13 protein-coding genes and 1 pseudogene are annotated in these 13,993 nt (G+C 73.4%); 7 read left to right on the top strand and 7 right to left on the bottom strand.

Features of this window, described 5'->3' with window-relative positions:
• Positions 1-11: 11 nt before the first annotated feature.
• From V5O46_RS17615 to V5O46_RS17605, 3 genes are read right to left on the bottom strand one after another with little or no spacing between them, the layout of a single operon-like run.
• Positions 12-794, bottom strand: coding sequence for a 3-oxoacyl-ACP reductase (locus V5O46_RS17615; RefSeq protein WP_332885557.1), 783 nt, complete (start codon positions 792-794; stop codon positions 12-14).
• Positions 795-801: 7 nt separating this feature from the next.
• Entirely contained in the window at positions 802-2,166 is a 1,365-nt protein-coding gene (locus V5O46_RS17610; RefSeq protein ID WP_332885556.1) for an aldehyde dehydrogenase family protein, read from the bottom strand.
• Between the two features lie 7 nt (positions 2,167-2,173).
• Positions 2,174-3,538 (bottom strand): glutamine synthetase family protein, encoded by a 1,365-nt coding sequence (locus V5O46_RS17605; RefSeq protein ID WP_332885555.1) that lies wholly within the window; start codon positions 3,536-3,538, stop codon positions 2,174-2,176.
• Between the two features lie 86 nt (positions 3,539-3,624).
• Here V5O46_RS17605 and V5O46_RS17600 point away from each other — a divergent pair, with 86 nt between their 5' ends.
• The 4 genes from V5O46_RS17600 to V5O46_RS17585 all read left to right on the top strand — a co-directional run bounded on the left by V5O46_RS17600 (position 3,625) and on the right by V5O46_RS17585 (position 7,165).
• Positions 3,625-4,383: a FadR/GntR family transcriptional regulator gene (locus V5O46_RS17600; protein ID WP_332885554.1), complete on the top strand. Its 759-nt coding sequence runs from the start codon at positions 3,625-3,627 to the stop codon at positions 4,381-4,383.
• A 161-nt stretch (positions 4,384-4,544) separates the two neighbouring features.
• Positions 4,545-6,008, top strand: a complete 1,464-nt coding sequence (eat, locus tag V5O46_RS17595; RefSeq protein ID WP_332885553.1) for an ethanolamine permease — start codon at positions 4,545-4,547, stop codon at positions 6,006-6,008.
• Between the two features lie 28 nt (positions 6,009-6,036).
• The gene (locus tag V5O46_RS17590) at positions 6,037-6,729 is read left to right on the top strand and encodes a gamma-glutamyl-gamma-aminobutyrate hydrolase family protein (protein WP_332885552.1); all 693 of its coding nucleotides are present in this window, start codon (positions 6,037-6,039) and stop codon (positions 6,727-6,729) included.
• A gap of 280 nt (positions 6,730-7,009) precedes the next feature.
• Complete coding sequence (locus V5O46_RS17585; RefSeq protein WP_332885551.1) at positions 7,010-7,165, top strand: hypothetical protein; 156 nt, start codon at positions 7,010-7,012, stop codon at positions 7,163-7,165.
• A 45-nt stretch (positions 7,166-7,210) separates the two neighbouring features.
• Here the strand turns inward: V5O46_RS17585 and V5O46_RS17580 are convergent, their stop codons facing one another.
• The gene (locus tag V5O46_RS17580; RefSeq protein WP_332885550.1) at positions 7,211-8,170 is read right to left on the bottom strand and encodes a LysR family transcriptional regulator; all 960 of its coding nucleotides are present in this window, start codon (positions 8,168-8,170) and stop codon (positions 7,211-7,213) included.
• 71 nt (positions 8,171-8,241) lie between these two features.
• Here V5O46_RS17580 and V5O46_RS17575 point away from each other — a divergent pair, with 71 nt between their 5' ends.
• Positions 8,242-9,399 carry a TDT family transporter gene (locus V5O46_RS17575; RefSeq protein ID WP_332885549.1) on the top strand — a complete coding sequence of 386 codons (1,158 nt, stop codon included), beginning with the start codon at positions 8,242-8,244 and terminating at the stop codon, positions 9,397-9,399.
• On the opposite strand, the gene V5O46_RS17570 is transcribed toward V5O46_RS17575, so the two are convergent.
• From V5O46_RS17570 to V5O46_RS17560, 3 genes and pseudogenes are all read right to left on the bottom strand, one after another.
• Positions 9,326-10,054 carry a helical backbone metal receptor gene (locus V5O46_RS17570; protein ID WP_332885548.1) on the bottom strand — a complete coding sequence of 243 codons (729 nt, stop codon included), beginning with the start codon at positions 10,052-10,054 and terminating at the stop codon, positions 9,326-9,328. The genes V5O46_RS17575 and V5O46_RS17570 overlap by 74 nt on opposite strands.
• Positions 10,051-10,620 carry a helix-turn-helix domain-containing protein gene (locus tag V5O46_RS17565; RefSeq protein ID WP_332885547.1) on the bottom strand — a complete coding sequence of 190 codons (570 nt, stop codon included), beginning with the start codon at positions 10,618-10,620 and terminating at the stop codon, positions 10,051-10,053. The genes V5O46_RS17570 and V5O46_RS17565 overlap by 4 nt, the downstream gene beginning before the upstream one ends.
• Before the next feature lie 421 nt (positions 10,621-11,041).
• A pseudogene (locus V5O46_RS17560) lies at positions 11,042-11,822 on the bottom strand (glycine betaine ABC transporter substrate-binding protein); the annotation flags it as partial.
• A gap of 49 nt (positions 11,823-11,871) precedes the next feature.
• On the opposite strand from V5O46_RS17560, the gene V5O46_RS17555 reads away from it, so the two are divergent.
• Together V5O46_RS17555 and V5O46_RS17550 are read left to right on the top strand one after the other, a co-directional pair.
• Positions 11,872-12,801, top strand: a complete 930-nt coding sequence (locus V5O46_RS17555) for a 5'-3' exonuclease (RefSeq protein WP_332885658.1) — start codon at positions 11,872-11,874, stop codon at positions 12,799-12,801.
• Positions 12,802-12,942: 141 nt separating this feature from the next.
• A complete protein-coding gene (locus tag V5O46_RS17550) occupies positions 12,943-13,797 on the top strand; it encodes a siderophore-interacting protein (protein WP_332885546.1) in 855 nt (284 codons plus the stop codon).
• The last annotated feature ends 196 nt before the right edge of the window (positions 13,798-13,993 follow it).

Here is a 13,993-nt window from a genome sequence, read left to right as displayed (position 1 = left end):
TAGGACGGCCGCTACAGCGGCGTGACGTACGCCCCCGAGATCCCGCCGTCGACCAGGAAGTCGGTGGCGTTGACGAACGAGGAGTCGTCGCTGGCCAGGAAGGCGACGGCGGCGGCGATCTCCTCGGCCTCCGCGAACCGTCCCAGCGGGATGTGCACCAGGCGGCGCGCGGCCCGCTCGGGGTCCTTGGCGAACAGCTCCTGCAGCAGCGGGGTGTTGACCGGTCCGGGGCACAGCGCGTTGACCCGGATGCCGTCCCGGGCGAACTGCACGCCCAGCTCCCGGGACATGGCGAGGACGCCGCCCTTGGAGGCGGTGTAGGAGATCTGGGAGGTCGCCGCGCCCATGCGGGCCACGAAGGACGCGGTGTTGATGACGGAGCCCCTGCCCTGCTGCCGCATGTAGGGGATGGCGGCCTTGCAGCACAGGTAGACGGAGGTGAGGTTGACCTCCTGGACGCGCTTCCACGCCTCCAGCCCGGTCTCCAGGATCGAGTCGTCGTCGGGCGGGGAGATACCGGCGTTGTTGAAGGCGATGTCGACGCTGCCGTAAGTGTCGTACGCCGTCCGGAACAGGGCCTCGACCTGCTCGGGGTCGGTGACGTCGACGGAGACGAAGGTGCCGCCGACCTCCTCGGCCGCGGCCTTGCCACGGGTCTCGTCGACGTCGCCGCAGACGACCCGGGCGCCCTCGGAGGCGAGCCGGCGGGCGGCGGCGAGTCCGATGCCGCTGCCGGCGCCGGTGACGACGGCGGTACGGCCGACCAGGCGGCGGCAGACGATGTCCTCGGTCATGAGTGGATCAACCCTCCGTGCTGATGAAGACGTTCTTGGTCTCGGTGAAGGCGGCGAGCGCGTCCGGGCCCAGTTCACGGCCCAGGCCGGACTGCTTGAAACCGCCGAAGGGGGTCCAGTAGCGGACAGCGGAGTGGGAGTTGACGGACAGGTTCCCGGCCCGCACGGCCTGCGAGACGCGCAGGGCGCGGCCCACGTCCCGGGTCCACAGGGAGCCGGCCAGTCCGTACTCGGTGGCGTTGGCCAGGCGGATCGCGTCGGCCTCGTCGTCGAACGGCAGCACGACGGCGACCGGGCCGAAGACCTCCTCGACCGCCACGCGCGCGTGCGGCTCGACGCCGGTCAGCACGGTGGGCGGGAACCAGAAGCCGGGGCCCTCGGGTGCCTTTCCGCGGATGCCGTCGGCGCTCTCGGTGACGTAGGAGCGGACGCGTTCCAGCTGCACCCGGGAGATCAGCGGGCCCATCTGGGTCTGCTCGTCGGCCGGGTCGCCGACCCGGACGGCTTCGATCGCGGGGGTGAGCAGCTCGAGGAACCGGTCGTGGACGGAGCGCTGGACGAGGATGCGGGTGCGGGCGCAGCAGTCCTGGCCGGAGTTGTCGAGGAAGGACATGGGGGCGGCGGCCGCGGCGGCCTCCAGGTCGGCGTCGGCGAAGACGATGTTGGGGCTCTTGCCGCCGAGTTCGAGGGTGACGCGCTTGAGCCGTGCCGAGCCCTTCGCCAGCACCTGCTTGCCGACCGCCGTCGACCCGGTGAAGACGATCTTCGCGACGCCGGGGTGCTCGACCAGGGCGTTGCCGGCGACCGGACCGTGGCCGGGCAGCACCTGGAACAGGCCCTCCGGCAGTCCGGCCGCCAGGGCGAGCTCGGCCAGGCGCAGGGCGGTCAGCGGGGTGGTCTCGGCCGGTTTGAGGATGACCGCGTTGCCCGCCGCGAGGGCCGGGGCGGCACCCCAGGCGGCGATGGGCATGGGGAAGTTCCAGGGCGCGACGACGCCGACGACGCCGAGCGGCTCGAGGACGGTGATGTCGAGGCCGCCGGGGACCGGGATCTGCCGGCCGGTGAGCCGCTCCACTCCCCCGGCCGCGTAGTCGAGCAGGTCGCGTACGTTGCCCGCCTCCCAGCGGGCGTTGCCGAGGGTGTGGCCGGCCTCGCGGACCTCGAGCCGGGCCAGTTCCTCCAGGTGGTCGTCGACCTGGGCGGCGAACCGGCGCAGCAGGCGGGCGCGGTCGCCGGGGGCGAGGGCGGCCCAGGACGCCTGGGCGCGTGCGGCGTGCACGACGGCCGTGTCGACGTCGGCCGCGGTGGCGCCGGGGACGGTGGCGACGACCTCCTCGGTCGCCGGGTTCAGTACTTGGAGCTCGTACGACACCGGGGCCTCACATGCGTTCGAAGGAGCGGCGCAGCTCCCAGTCGGTGACCGCCGCGTCGAAGGCGTCCAGCTCGACGCGGGCCATGTTGCGGTAGTGCGCGACGACCTCGTCGCCGAAGGCGGCCTTGGCGACGGGGCTGTTCTCCCAGAGTTCGGCGGCCTCGCGCAGGGTGGTGGGGACGTGCTCGAAGTCGGCGGTGTAGGCGTTCCCCGGGCAGGGCTCGGGCAGTTCGAGCCGCTGCTCGACGCCGTACAGGCCGGCGGCCACCATGCCCGCGACCGCCAGGTGCGGGTTGACGTCGCCGCCGGGCAGCCGGTTCTCGAAGCGCAGTGAGCGGCCGTGGCCCACCACACGCAGGGCGCAGGTGCGGTTGTCGTAGCCCCAGGCGACGGCGGTGGGGGCGAAGGAGCCCGGCTGGAAGCGCTTGTAGGAGTTGATGTGGGGGGCGTAGAGCAGGGAGAAGTCGCGGAGTGCGGCGAGCTGGCCGGCCAGGAAGTGCCGCATGACGTCGGACATGCCGCCGGGTCCGGCGCCGGGCATGGCGCTGTTGCCGTGTTCGTCGGCGAGGGAGAGGTGGATGTGGCAGGAGTTGCCCTCGCGGGCGTCGTACTTGGCCATGAAGGTCAGGGAGACGCCCTCCTGGGCGGCGATCTCCTTGGCTCCGGTCTTGTAGACGGCGTGCTGGTCGCAGGTGACCAGGGCCTCGTCGTAGCGGAAGGCGATCTCGTGCTGGCCGGGATTGCACTCGCCCTTGGCGGACTCGACGGTCAGCCCGGCGGCGGCCATCTCGTTGCGGATCCGGCGCAGCAGGGGTTCGATACGGCCGGTGCCGAGCACGGAGTAGTCGATGTTGTACTGGTTGGCCGGGGTCAGGCCGCGGTATCCGGCGTCCCAGGCCTGCTCGTAGGTGTCCTTGAAGACGATGAACTCCAGCTCGGTGCCGACCTGGGCGGTGAGCCCGAGCTCGGCCAGGCGCTCCAGCTGGCGGCGCAGGATCTGGCGGGGTGCGGCGACGACCGGGCTGCCGTCGCTCCAGGCGAGGTCGGCGATCAGCAGGGCGGTGCCCTCGTTCCAGGGCACCCGGCGCAGCGTGGCCGGGTCGGGGTGCATGGCGAAGTCTCCGTAGCCGCGGTCCCAGGAGGACATCTCGTAGCCGTCCACGGTGTTCATCTCGGCGTCGACGGCGAGGAGGTAGTTGCAGCCCTCGGTGCCGTGGTGGAGCACCTCGTCGAGGAAGAAACGGGCGGCGAACCGCTTGCCCTGGAGCCGCCCTTGCATGTCGGGGAAGGCCAGGACGACAGTGTCGATCTCGCCGCCCGCGACGAGGGCGTGCAGCTCCTCGACGGCGAGCGGGGGTGTGCGGTCTGCCACGGGAAGGCCTCCTTCGGGCTTCTTCGGTCAGCCGGAAGCCATAAGGTATTGCCGAGAACCATTTCTTGGGAAGGGGGTACGGCTGCATGTCGCAGGCGGACGCGGAGCGCGCGGGGGTGGAGGCGGCGGTCCGGGCCGGGGACCGGCTCGCCCCCGTGCTGCGGCCGGTGCGGGCGGGCAACGGCTTCGAGGAGGCGCTGGAGCAGATCCTGCAGGTGGTGCGGCTCGGGCTGGTGCCGGGCGGCGAGCGGCTGCCCTCGGAGCGGGAGCTGGCGGAGCGGCTCGGGATCAGCCGGGTGACCCTGCGCGAGGTGCTGAAGGTGCTGCAGGACCAGGGCCTGGTCGAGGCCCGGCGCGGGCGCTACGGCGGCACGTTCGTGCTGCCGCGCACCGACACGCCCGGGGAGGAGGAGCTGCGGCGCCGGCTGCAGGACCTCGACGTCGAGGACACGCTGCGCTTCCGTGAGGTGCTGGAGGTGGGCGCGGCGGAGCTGTGTGCGGCGCACGGCCTGACCGACGGGCAGGCGAAGCGGCTGCGGGAGGCGCTGGCGCGCACGCACGACGCGCCGCTGACGGACTACCGCCGGCTGGACACGCTGCTGCACCTCACCCTGGCCGAGCTGTCCGGCTCGGCGACGCTCACCGCCCAGTACGCGGCCGTCCGCGCGAAACTCAACGACCTGCTGGACTGCATCCCGCTGCTGGTGCGCAACCTGGAGCACTCGCAGCGCCAGCACACCGCACTGGTGGAGGCCGTGCTCGACGGGGACGCCGACGGGGCGCGGGAGATGACCCGGGAGCACTGCGCGGGCACGGCGGCGCTGCTGCGCGGCTTCCTCACCTGACCCGGGCGCGTCCCGCGGCGTGCGTGGTGCGGCGCCCGGGTCTGCAGAAGGGCCGTCCGCGTTAACCACGACGTTACGCACGGGTCTTGATTTCCCGCCCTCGGCACCGCAAAGGTATGGAGCCATTCCATTGAGCTTCCGCCCGTGTGGGGAGTCGTGCCATGACCGTGGAATCGACCGAGCAGCGCTCCGCCTCCGAGGCGGACCACTACCTGGAACGCAGAGCCCTGCGCCGGGGCAGCGCCGGCTGGCTGCTGCTGACCGGCCTCGGCGTCGCCTACGTCGTCTCCGGCGACTACGCGGGCTGGAACTTCGGCCTGGCCGAGGGCGGGTTCGGCGGCCTGGCCATCGCCATGGTCCTGATGGGCCTGATGTACACCTGCATGGTGTTCGCGCTGGCGGAGCTGTCGTCGATCCTGCCCACGGCGGGCGGCGGCTACGGTTTCGCCCGCCGGGCGCTCGGCCCCTGGGGCGGCTTCCTGACCGGCACGGCGATCCTCATCGAGTTCATCCTGGCGCCCGCCGCGATCTCGATCTTCATCGGGGACTACGTCGAGTCCCTGGGCCTGTTCGGCCTGGAGTCCGGATGGCCGGTCTACCTCGCCTGCTTCGTGATCTTCATCGGCATCCACCTGTGGGGCGTGGGCGAGGCGCTGCGCTTCAGCTTCGTGGTCACCGGCATCGCGGTGGCCGCGCTGCTGGTGTTCGCCGTCGGCGCCTTCGCGGAGTTCGACGCCTCGGGACTGGACGACATCCCGGTGGACCCGGAGGCCTTCGGCGCGAACTCGTGGCTGCCGCTGGGCCTGCTCGGCATCTGGGCCGCGTTCCCGTTCGGGATGTGGTTCTTCCTGGGCGTGGAGGGTGTGCCGCTCGCCGCCGAGGAGACCCGGGACCCGGCCCGTACGCTGCCCCGGGCGATCCGCTGGTCGATGGGCATCCTGGTGCTGCTGGCCCTGGTGACGTTCTTCGCCGCGGCCGGGAGCAGGGGCTCGGCGGCGATCCAGGAGGCGGGCAACCCGCTGGTCGAGGCGCTGCAGCCGGACGGCGAGGCCACGGCGCTGAGCCGGATCGTGAACTACGCGGGCCTGGCCGGCCTGGTCGCCTCGTTCTTCTCCCTGATCTACGCGGGCTCGCGGCAGCTGTTCGCGCTGTCCCGCGCGGGCTATCTGCCGAGGTTCCTTTCGCTGACCAGCAGCCGCAAGGCCCCGTATCTGGGCCTGCTGGTGCCGGGCGCGATCGGCTTCGCACTGGCCGCGGGGACGGGCGACGGTGCGCGCATGCTGAACGTGGCGGTCTTCGGCGCCACGATCTCCTACGCCCTGATGTCGCTGTCCCACATCGTGCTCCGGCGCCGCGAGCCCGGACTGGAGCGGCCGTACCGTACGCCGGGCGGGGTCCTGACCTCCTCGGTGGCGCTGGTGCTGGCCTGCGCGGCGCTGGTCGCCACCTTCCTGGTCGACGTGACGGCGGCGTTCATCGCGCTCGCGGTGTACGTGGTCGCCGTGGCGTACTTCGGGCTGTACAGCCGCAGGCGGCTGGTGGCGAAGGCACCGGAGGAGGAGTTCGCGGCACTGGCCGCGGCCGAGGCAGAGTTGGCACGGGACCGAGGTCCGAGGACGACGTGAGGCACGCGTGACGACTGAGGAGCACAGGGTGGCCAGACCGCTGATCGGGGTCAGCACCTACCGGGAGCCCGCCCGCTGGGGGGTGTGGGAGCTGGAGGCGGCACTGCTGCCCGCGGGCTATCCGCGGCTGGTCCAGGCGGCCGGCGGCCTCGCCGCGATGCTGCCGCCGGACGACCCCGCGCACGCCGCGGCGGCGGTGGCCCGGCTGGACGGTCTCGTGGTGGCCGGCGGACCCGACGTGGAGCCGGTCCGCTACGGCGCCGAACCCGGGCCCCGCACCGGGCCGCCCGCCCGGGACCGCGACATGTGGGAGCTGGCCCTGATCGAGGCGGCGCTGGCCGCGGGCGTGCCGCTGCTCGGCATCTGCCGGGGGATGCAGCTGCTGAACGTCGCCCTGGGCGGCACCCTCGTCCAGCATCTCGACGGCCATGCGGAGGCGGTCGGCGTCTTCGGCGGCCACCCGGTCGAACCGGTGCCGGGCACGGTGTACGCGCGGCTCGTGCCGGAGACGGCGGTCGTCCCGACCTACCACCACCAGGCGGTGGACCGGCTCGGCAGCGGTCTGGTCCCGTCGGCGCACGCGGCGGACGGCACGGTGGAGGCGCTGGAGCTGCCGTCCGCCGACGGATGGGTGCTGGGGGTGCAGTGGCATCCGGAGATGGGCGAGGACGTGCGGGTGATGCGGGCGCTGGTGGAGGCTGCCGCCGCGAGCGCCGGTTGACCTCGACCAAGGTCGAGGCGCCAGGGCCGAGTCATGACGACTCGGGACGACACCTTGCTCCTCTTCCGCAGCACCCTGTGGATCACCGGCGGCCATCCGGAGGGTTTCCGCGGAGCCCGTCCGCGCGGGCCGTGGCGTTCGCGGAGCAGCACGGGCCGCAGCTCATGGTGCAGACCTTCGTGGACGAGGAGCGGATGCCGGCGCACAGCTTCCAGCTCTGCCGGGACTCCGACACGGTCCGCACGCACTGAAGCCGGCGGACCCGTACGTCCAGGAGGTGATGGAGCACTGCCGGGTGGAGCGCTTCGAGGTGTTCGGCCGGCCGGACGCCGAGGTCACGGCCGAGGTGCGCGCGGCGCTCGGCGAGCAGTGCGAGGTCACGTTCGCCCCGCGCGCCGCCGGCTTCGTCCGCTTCGTCACGGCACGCCGGGAGTGAGGGCCCGTCACCGGCTCCCTCGCCGGCTGCGGGCACCGGCCGGGCTCAGCCCCGCGTCAGGGACAGCAGCTGGCGGGCCGGGCCCGTCGGGCGGTGGCCGGTGGGCCAGACGGCACGCAGGTCACGGGCGAGGGTGATGTCGGCGAGGGGGACGCTCACCAGGCGGCGCATGGCCAGTTCCTCACCGACGGCGAGTTCGCTGAGCACGGCCGGGCCCGCCCCGCTCACTGCGGCGGCCTTGACCGCGGTGGTGGAGGACAGCTCGATCAGCGGGCGGGCCAGTCCGCCGAGGGCAGCGTCCAGGACCTGCCGGGTGCCGGAGCCCTTCTCCCGCAGGATCAGCGGGGTCGCCGCCAGTTCCGCGGCGGCCAGCGGACGGCGCCGGCGGGTCCAGGGGTGACCCGGCGCGGTCACCACGATCAGCCGGTCGTGGGCGATCACGGCGGAGTCCAGTCCGGCGGGGACGTCCAGCCCCTCCACGAAGCCGAGGTCGGCCTCGTCGGTCAGCAGCCGCTCGGCCACCGCCGCCGAGTTCCCGGCGAGCAGCGACACCGCCGTGTCCGGCCGCTGTGCCCGCAGCGCGAGCAGCCAGCCGGGCAGCAGGTACTCGGCGATCGTCATGCTCGCCGCCACCCGCAGCCGGGAGTCACGGCGGTCCCGCAGCGCCTGCGCACCCGCGTCGAAGGCCTCGGCCGCCTCCACGATCCGCCGCGCCCAGTCGGTGACCAGCGCACCGGCGTCGGTGAGCCGAGACCCCCGCGGTGAGCGGTCCACCAGGGCGACGCCCAGCTGGCGTTCCATGGAGCGGATCCGGCTGCTGGCGGCGGGCTGGGTGATGCCCAGCTCGCGCGCCGCCCCGCCCAGACTGCCCAGCCGCGCCACCGCCAGCAGCAGCTCCAGCGCCCCCAGGTCCGGCACCCGGTGCGCCAGCGATCCCGGAGGTGTCCGGGCCGCGGCCGCACTTCCGTTCCTGCTGCCCGTCTCCGTGTCCTCCGCCCTGCCCATAACCCCAGTTTATGTCCTCATAGAGGCATGGTCCCTGGTCGGCGCATTCGGCTCCGGCGACTGTGGGGATCATGGTCACCGCAGCCCAGCCGCTTCCCCGTGCCGCCGCCCGCCCGCCCCGCGTCCCGGCCGTCCGCCATCTCGGCCCCAACTGGTACGCGTGTGTCATGGGCACCGCCATCGTGGCCACCGCCGGGGCCTCGCTGCCGCTGCGTCTGCCCGCGCTGCGCACGGCCTGCACGGCGATCTGGGTGCTGTCGGCACTGCTGCTGGCGGCGTTGCTCGTCGCCCGGGCACTGCACTGGCGCCACCACCGCGATCAGGCCCGCGCCCATCTGCTGGACCCCGCGGCGGCCCCCTTCTACGGCTGTCTGGCGATGGCGCTGTCCGCCGTCGGCGGCGGCGCACTCGGCGTCGGCCGCGACTGGACCGGCCTGCGCGCCTCGGTCGCCCTGGGCGCCGTGCTGTTCGTCGCCGGTACGGTCGTCGGGCTCGCGGCCGCCGTGGCCGTGCCGTATCTGATGGCCGTGCGCCACCGGATCGAGCCGGCGCAGGCCAGCCCGGTGTGGCTGCTGCCGCTGGTGGCGCCGATGGTGTCCGCAGCCGTCGGACCGCTGCTGGTCCCCCGTCTGCCGGGCGGCCAGCCGCGGGAGACCCTGCTGCTGGCGTGCGTCGCCCTGTTCGGGGTGAGTCTGCTGGCCACCCTGGTGATGCTGCCGCTGGTCTTCGCCCGGCTGCTGACCTCCGGACCGCTGCCGCTCGCGCTGACCCCGACACTGTTCCTCGTCCTCGGCCCGCTCGGGCAGTCGACCACGGCCGCCGGCCAGTTCGCCGACGCCGCCCCTGGTGTCCTGCCGGCCCCGTACGCGGCCGGCTTCGGGGTGCTCGCGGTGGCGTACGGCGTGCCGGTGATGGGGTTCGCGCTGCTGTGGCTCGTACTGGCCACCGCGCACGTCGTGCGGGCCGGGCGGCTCGGGATGGGCTTCTCGATGACCTGGTGGTCGTTCACCTTCCCCGTGGGCACCTGTGTCACCGGCGCCGGGGCGCTGGCCCGGCACACCGGGCTCGCCGTGTACGGGGCACTCGCCGTCGCCCTGTACGCGGTGCTGGTCACCGCCTGGGCGGTGGCGGCCGTGCGGACCGGGCAGGGGCTGGTCAGCGGCGCGCTGCTCGCAGGGCCGCGGACAGCACCCGCGGAGCCTGGGCCAGCGACGGCCCGTACCAGGTGAGATGCCGACCGCTGACCAGGGCGCACGGCAGGCCCGGGAAGGCCTCCGGGCCGTCGTCGGCGGCGAAACGGTAGGGCTCGTCCGGGAGCACGACGACATCGGGGGCAGCGGCGCGCAGCTCCTCGACCGGGATCCGCGGGTAGCGCTCGGCGTGCCCGGCGTACAGCTGGTCGACACCGAGGCGGGCCAGGACGTCGCCGGCGAAGGTGTCCCGGCCCAGGACCATCCACGGGCGGCGCCAGACCGGAACGACGGCGGTGCTGCGCCGCTCCGGCGGCGGCGCGGCCCAGGCCGCCTCCGCCTCGTCCAGCCAGCGGGGCCGGGCCCCGGCGCCGCACGCCGTGAGTACCCGGGCCAGCTCGGCGAAGGACTGCGGCACGGAGCGCACCTCGGTCACCAGCACCTCCAGACCCGAGGCGCGCAGGGCGTCCAGGTCGACGGCCCGGTTCTCCTCCTCGTTGGCGATCACCAGATCGGGGGCGAGCGCGAGGATCCGCTCGGCCTCGGGGTTCTTGGTGCCGCCGACCCGGACGACGTCGAGGTCCGCGGGGTGGGTGCACCAGTCGGTGGCGCCGACCAGGGCGCCGGGGAGGGTGTGCGCGACGGCCTCGGTCAGCGACGGCACCAGGGAGACGATCCGCGCCGGGCGGCTCACGGGCGCTTCCGGTCCCGGACGGCCTCGATGTGCTCGGCGACGGCGACGACGACCAGCCGGGTGTCCGGCACGGTCGCGCGCCAGCGGTGCCGGACCCCGCCGGTGAGGTACAGCGTGTCGCCGCGGCCCAGCCGGTAGGCACGGCCCTCGGCCTCGATCTCCACCGCGCCCTCGGCGACGTACATCAGCTGGTCGTTGCGGTAACGGAGCTCGCGGCCGGCGTCGTGGTCGCCGGTGAACTCCGAGGCGTGCATCTGGTGGTGGCCGCGGACCAGCGACCGCACCCGGGGGGCGAAGGCCGCCTCGAGATCCTCGGCGCGGACCACGTCCACACTGCATGCGGGGTCGGCGGCGGCCAGCAGCTCCACCGCGGTGGTGCGCAGCGCGTCGGCCACCTTCTCCAGGGAACTGCGACTGGGCCGGGCCCGGTCGTTCTCCACCTGGCTCAGGAAGGGGACCGACAGCCCGCTGCGCTCGGCCACGACGGCAAGGGTGAGCTCCAGGGCGCGGCGGCGACGCCGCACGGCCGCGCCTACCCGAAGGGGCTGTTCTTTGTGGTCGCCCATCGCTCCGGCTCCCTCCTTCACCCGTCGTCGTGCCGCCGCTGTGCCGGTGCCCGGGCGCAGCTCTCCTGATGAGTTCTCTGCACCCTACGCATGTTCGGCAAACCGTTTCCCGTGCCCGTCACATCGTCGTCGTTCCGCAGCCGCCCCGAGCTCACAGTTCGCGCCACCGATCCGGTGCACGGGCCCGGCCGGGCGGGCCGTCCCGGACGCTCTACCGGGTTCCCCTTCCGCGTCGTTGTGCCCGAACCGGTCGCGGTTCGGGCTCCGGCATTGCGCTCCGTGGTTGTCCGGATCCTTACCGTCGTCCCTCGCCGTCCGGGCAGGGCCGCGACGCCTCGAGGGGCGGGCCGGCCGCACTGCGGTGCGCGGTGGCCCGCACCTCGGGCGGTGGCTCGGCAGGGGTGCTGCCGTCGGGAGGCGATCAGCAGGCGGTCATCCGCTCGGCGACCTCCGGGCGCTCCTCGAGCCAGGCGGCCACCGCTTCCTACGTGTCCCTGGCCGCGGTTCTTGATCTCCGCCTCCAGGGTCGCGAGCTCCTCCTCGCCCATGGTGAAGTTCTTGATCCACTCGGTGAGCTGCGGATACTGCTCGGGGAACTTCTTGCTCGCGATCGTGTGGATCGTGTAGTTCTCGCCCCAGAGTTTCCTGGGGTCCTCGACCTTGGTCAGGTCGTACTCGGCGTACGCCCAGTGCGGCGACCACAGGGTGACCGCGACCGGCTTCCTCTCGGCGTAGGCGCGCTCCAGCTCGGCCGGCATCGCCGGGGTGGAGCCGTCCACGACCTCGTACTCGTCGTCCAGGCCGTACCCGGGCAGGACCGAGTTCCTGACCAGGTCCATCTCCCCGGTGCCCGGCTCGATACCGATGATCTTCCCGTCGTAGAGGCCGGCCCTGCCCTCGAGGTCCGCCATGGTCCTCACGTCCTCGACGTAGGCGGGCACGGCGATCTCCAGCGAGGTCGGCTCGTACCAGGTGCCCAGGTCCGTGAGGTGGTCCTTGCTCTTCTCCCGGTAGTTCTTCTGGGCGTGCGGCAGCCAGGCGTCGAAGTTGAGGTCGAGGTCGCCGGAGGCCAGGCCGGTGTAGACGGGGCCGACGTCCGTCTGCTTCAGGTTCAGCCGGTAGCCGCGGCGCTCCAGCACGTTCTTCCACAGGTAGGTGATGGCGATGTCCTCGTCCCAGGGGAACCAGGCCACGTCCAGGGCCGCCCGGTTCGCGGCATGGTTACGGTCCCGCCGCCCGGGCTGCGGCATGATGCGGGACGTGACCGGACGACTGATGCTCCTCGACACCGCCTCCCTCTACTTCCGCGCCTACTTCGGCGTCCCGGAGTCCGTGAAGGCTCCCGACGGCTCGCCGGTGAACGCCGTGCGCGGGCTGCTCGACTTCATCGACCGGCTCGTCCGGGACCACCGCCCGGACCGGCTGGTGGCCTGCATGGACGCCGACTGGCGCCCGCACTGGCGGGTCGAGCTGATCCCCTCGTACAAGGCGCACCGCGTCGCCGAGGAGCACGAGGCCGGCCCGGACGAGGAGGAAGTGCCCGACACGCTGTCGCCGCAGGTGCCGGTGATCGAGGCAGTTCTCGACGCGCTGGGCATCGCCCGGGTCGGCGTGGCCGGGTACGAGGCGGACGACGTGATCGGCACCTACACCGGGCGCGCCGCCGGCCCGGTCGACATCGTCACCGGCGACCGGGACCTGTACCAGCTCGTCGACGACGCCCGCGGCGTGCGGGTGCTGTACCCGCTCAAGGGGGTCGGCACCCTGCAGCTCACCGACGAGGCGCTGCTGCGGGAGAGGTACGGCGTCGACGGCTCCGGCTACGCGGACCTGGCGCTGCTGCGCGGCGACCCCAGTGACGGGCTGCCCGGCGTGGCCGGTATCGGCGAGAAGACCGCGGCGAAACTGCTGGCGGAGTTCGGGGACCTGGCCGGCATCCTGGCTGCCGTGGAGGATCCGCGCGCCCGGCTCACCCCCACCCAGCGCCGGCGCCTGACCGAGGCCCGGCCCTATCTGGCGGTGGCCCCGAAGGTGGTGCGGGTCGCCGACGACGTCCCGCTGCCGGACGTCGCCACCGCCCTGCCCCGTTCCCCGCGCGACCCCGCGGCCCTGCGCGAGCTGGCGGCCCGCTGGGGCCTCGGCGGATCGCTGGAGCGGCTGCTCGGCACGCTCACCGCCTGAGCCCGCGCGCGACGCATCAGGATCCCGCCCAGGGGAACGCGGACGGCGAGGTGTGTGTCCATGAGGCGCCGGGCAGCCGGGAGATGCTAACTTAGGCGAACCTAACTCAGGTGAGCCTAACTCAGGGACAGGGAGACCGTGATGGCAGACCGACCGGGACGCAAGCCGCCGCGGAAGCCGCACACCGCACAGGTCGTCCGCACGGAGCGGCTGACCCCGCATATGCAGCGCGTGGTCCTGGGCGGCGACTCGCTAGTCGGCTTCTCGGCGGACACCTGCACCGACCACTACGTGAAGCTCCTCTTCCCCGCCGGGGGCGCCGTCTACCCGGAGCCCTTCGACCTGGAGCGCATCCGCGCGGAGTTCCCCCGCGAGCAGTGGCCGGTGACCCGCACCTACACCGTGCGCCACTGGGATCCCGAACACCGGGAGCTGTCGCTGGACTTCGTGGTGCACGGCGACGAGGGGCTGGCCGGGCCGTGGGCACTGCGCGTCCGGCCCGGCGAGACCGTGCGCTTCCTCGGTCCCGGCGGCGCCTACGCTCCCGATCCCGCCGCGGACTGGCATCTGCTCGCGGGTGACGAGAGCGCACTGCCCGCCATCGCCCGCTCCCTCGAGGCCATGCCCCGGGGCGCCCGGGTCTTCGCCTTCGTGGAGGTGGCCGGCCCCGAGGAGGAGCAGAAGATCGACTCCGACGCCGGGATCGTCTGGCTGCACCGTGGTGACCGCCCGGTCGGCCGGGCCCTGGTGGAGGCCGTACGGGGGCTGCGGTTCCCCGAGGGCCGGGTGCACGCGTTCGTGCACGGCGAGGCGGGCAGCGTGAAGGAGCTGCGCAGGCTGCTGCGGATGGAGCACCAGGTGCCCCGCGAGGACCTCTCCGTCTCCGGCTACTGGCGGCTCGGCCACAACGAGGACGGCTGGCAGGCGTCGAAGCCGGAGTGGAACGCCCGGATCGAGGCGGAGGAGCGGGGCGCGGCACCGGCGTCCGCGGCCTGAGCGCTCCGCTGGAGGTGCCGCGCTGTGCCGTCGCTCGTCCGCGGCGCCGCCGGGGCTGGTCGCGCAGTCCCCGCGCCCCTTCAGGGCGCTGCCGAGCCGCAGGGGACTTCGCCCGACCTGCTTGGCGACGCGAACATCCTGCTGCTGAGGCAGGCGCTCCGCACCGCCCGGCCGGCCGCAGTGTGGTCCGCGGCGG

This window comes from Streptomyces poriticola (genome assembly GCF_036689765.1).
In the GTDB taxonomy this organism is placed as follows: Bacteria; Actinomycetota; Actinomycetes; order Streptomycetales; family Streptomycetaceae; genus Streptomyces; species Streptomyces poriticola.
The sequence above is the reverse complement of the archived record's forward strand: the minus strand, read 5'-3'. Positions and strand labels throughout refer to the sequence as shown.

Excerpts from the sequence above, each read along its gene's own strand:
- V5O46_RS17575 (WP_332885549.1), top strand. The coding sequence starts at position 8,242 with ATGGTCACCGCAGCCCAGCCGCTTCCCCGTGCCGCCGCCCGCCCGCCC.
- V5O46_RS17550 (WP_332885546.1), top strand. The coding sequence starts at position 12,943 with ATGGCAGACCGACCGGGACGCAAGCCGCCGCGGAAGCCGCACACCGCA.
- V5O46_RS17565 (WP_332885547.1), bottom strand. The coding sequence starts at position 10,620 with ATGGGCGACCACAAAGAACAGCCCCTTCGGGTAGGCGCGGCCGTGCGG.
- V5O46_RS17600 (WP_332885554.1), top strand. The coding sequence starts at position 3,625 with ATGTCGCAGGCGGACGCGGAGCGCGCGGGGGTGGAGGCGGCGGTCCGG.
- V5O46_RS17580 (WP_332885550.1), bottom strand. The coding sequence starts at position 8,170 with ATGGGCAGGGCGGAGGACACGGAGACGGGCAGCAGGAACGGAAGTGCG.
- V5O46_RS17615 (WP_332885557.1), bottom strand. The coding sequence starts at position 794 with ATGACCGAGGACATCGTCTGCCGCCGCCTGGTCGGCCGTACCGCCGTC.
- V5O46_RS17555 (WP_332885658.1), top strand. The coding sequence starts at position 11,872 with ATGCGGGACGTGACCGGACGACTGATGCTCCTCGACACCGCCTCCCTC.
- V5O46_RS17585 (WP_332885551.1), top strand. The coding sequence starts at position 7,010 with ATGGAGCACTGCCGGGTGGAGCGCTTCGAGGTGTTCGGCCGGCCGGAC.
- eat (WP_332885553.1), top strand. The coding sequence starts at position 4,545 with ATGACCGTGGAATCGACCGAGCAGCGCTCCGCCTCCGAGGCGGACCAC.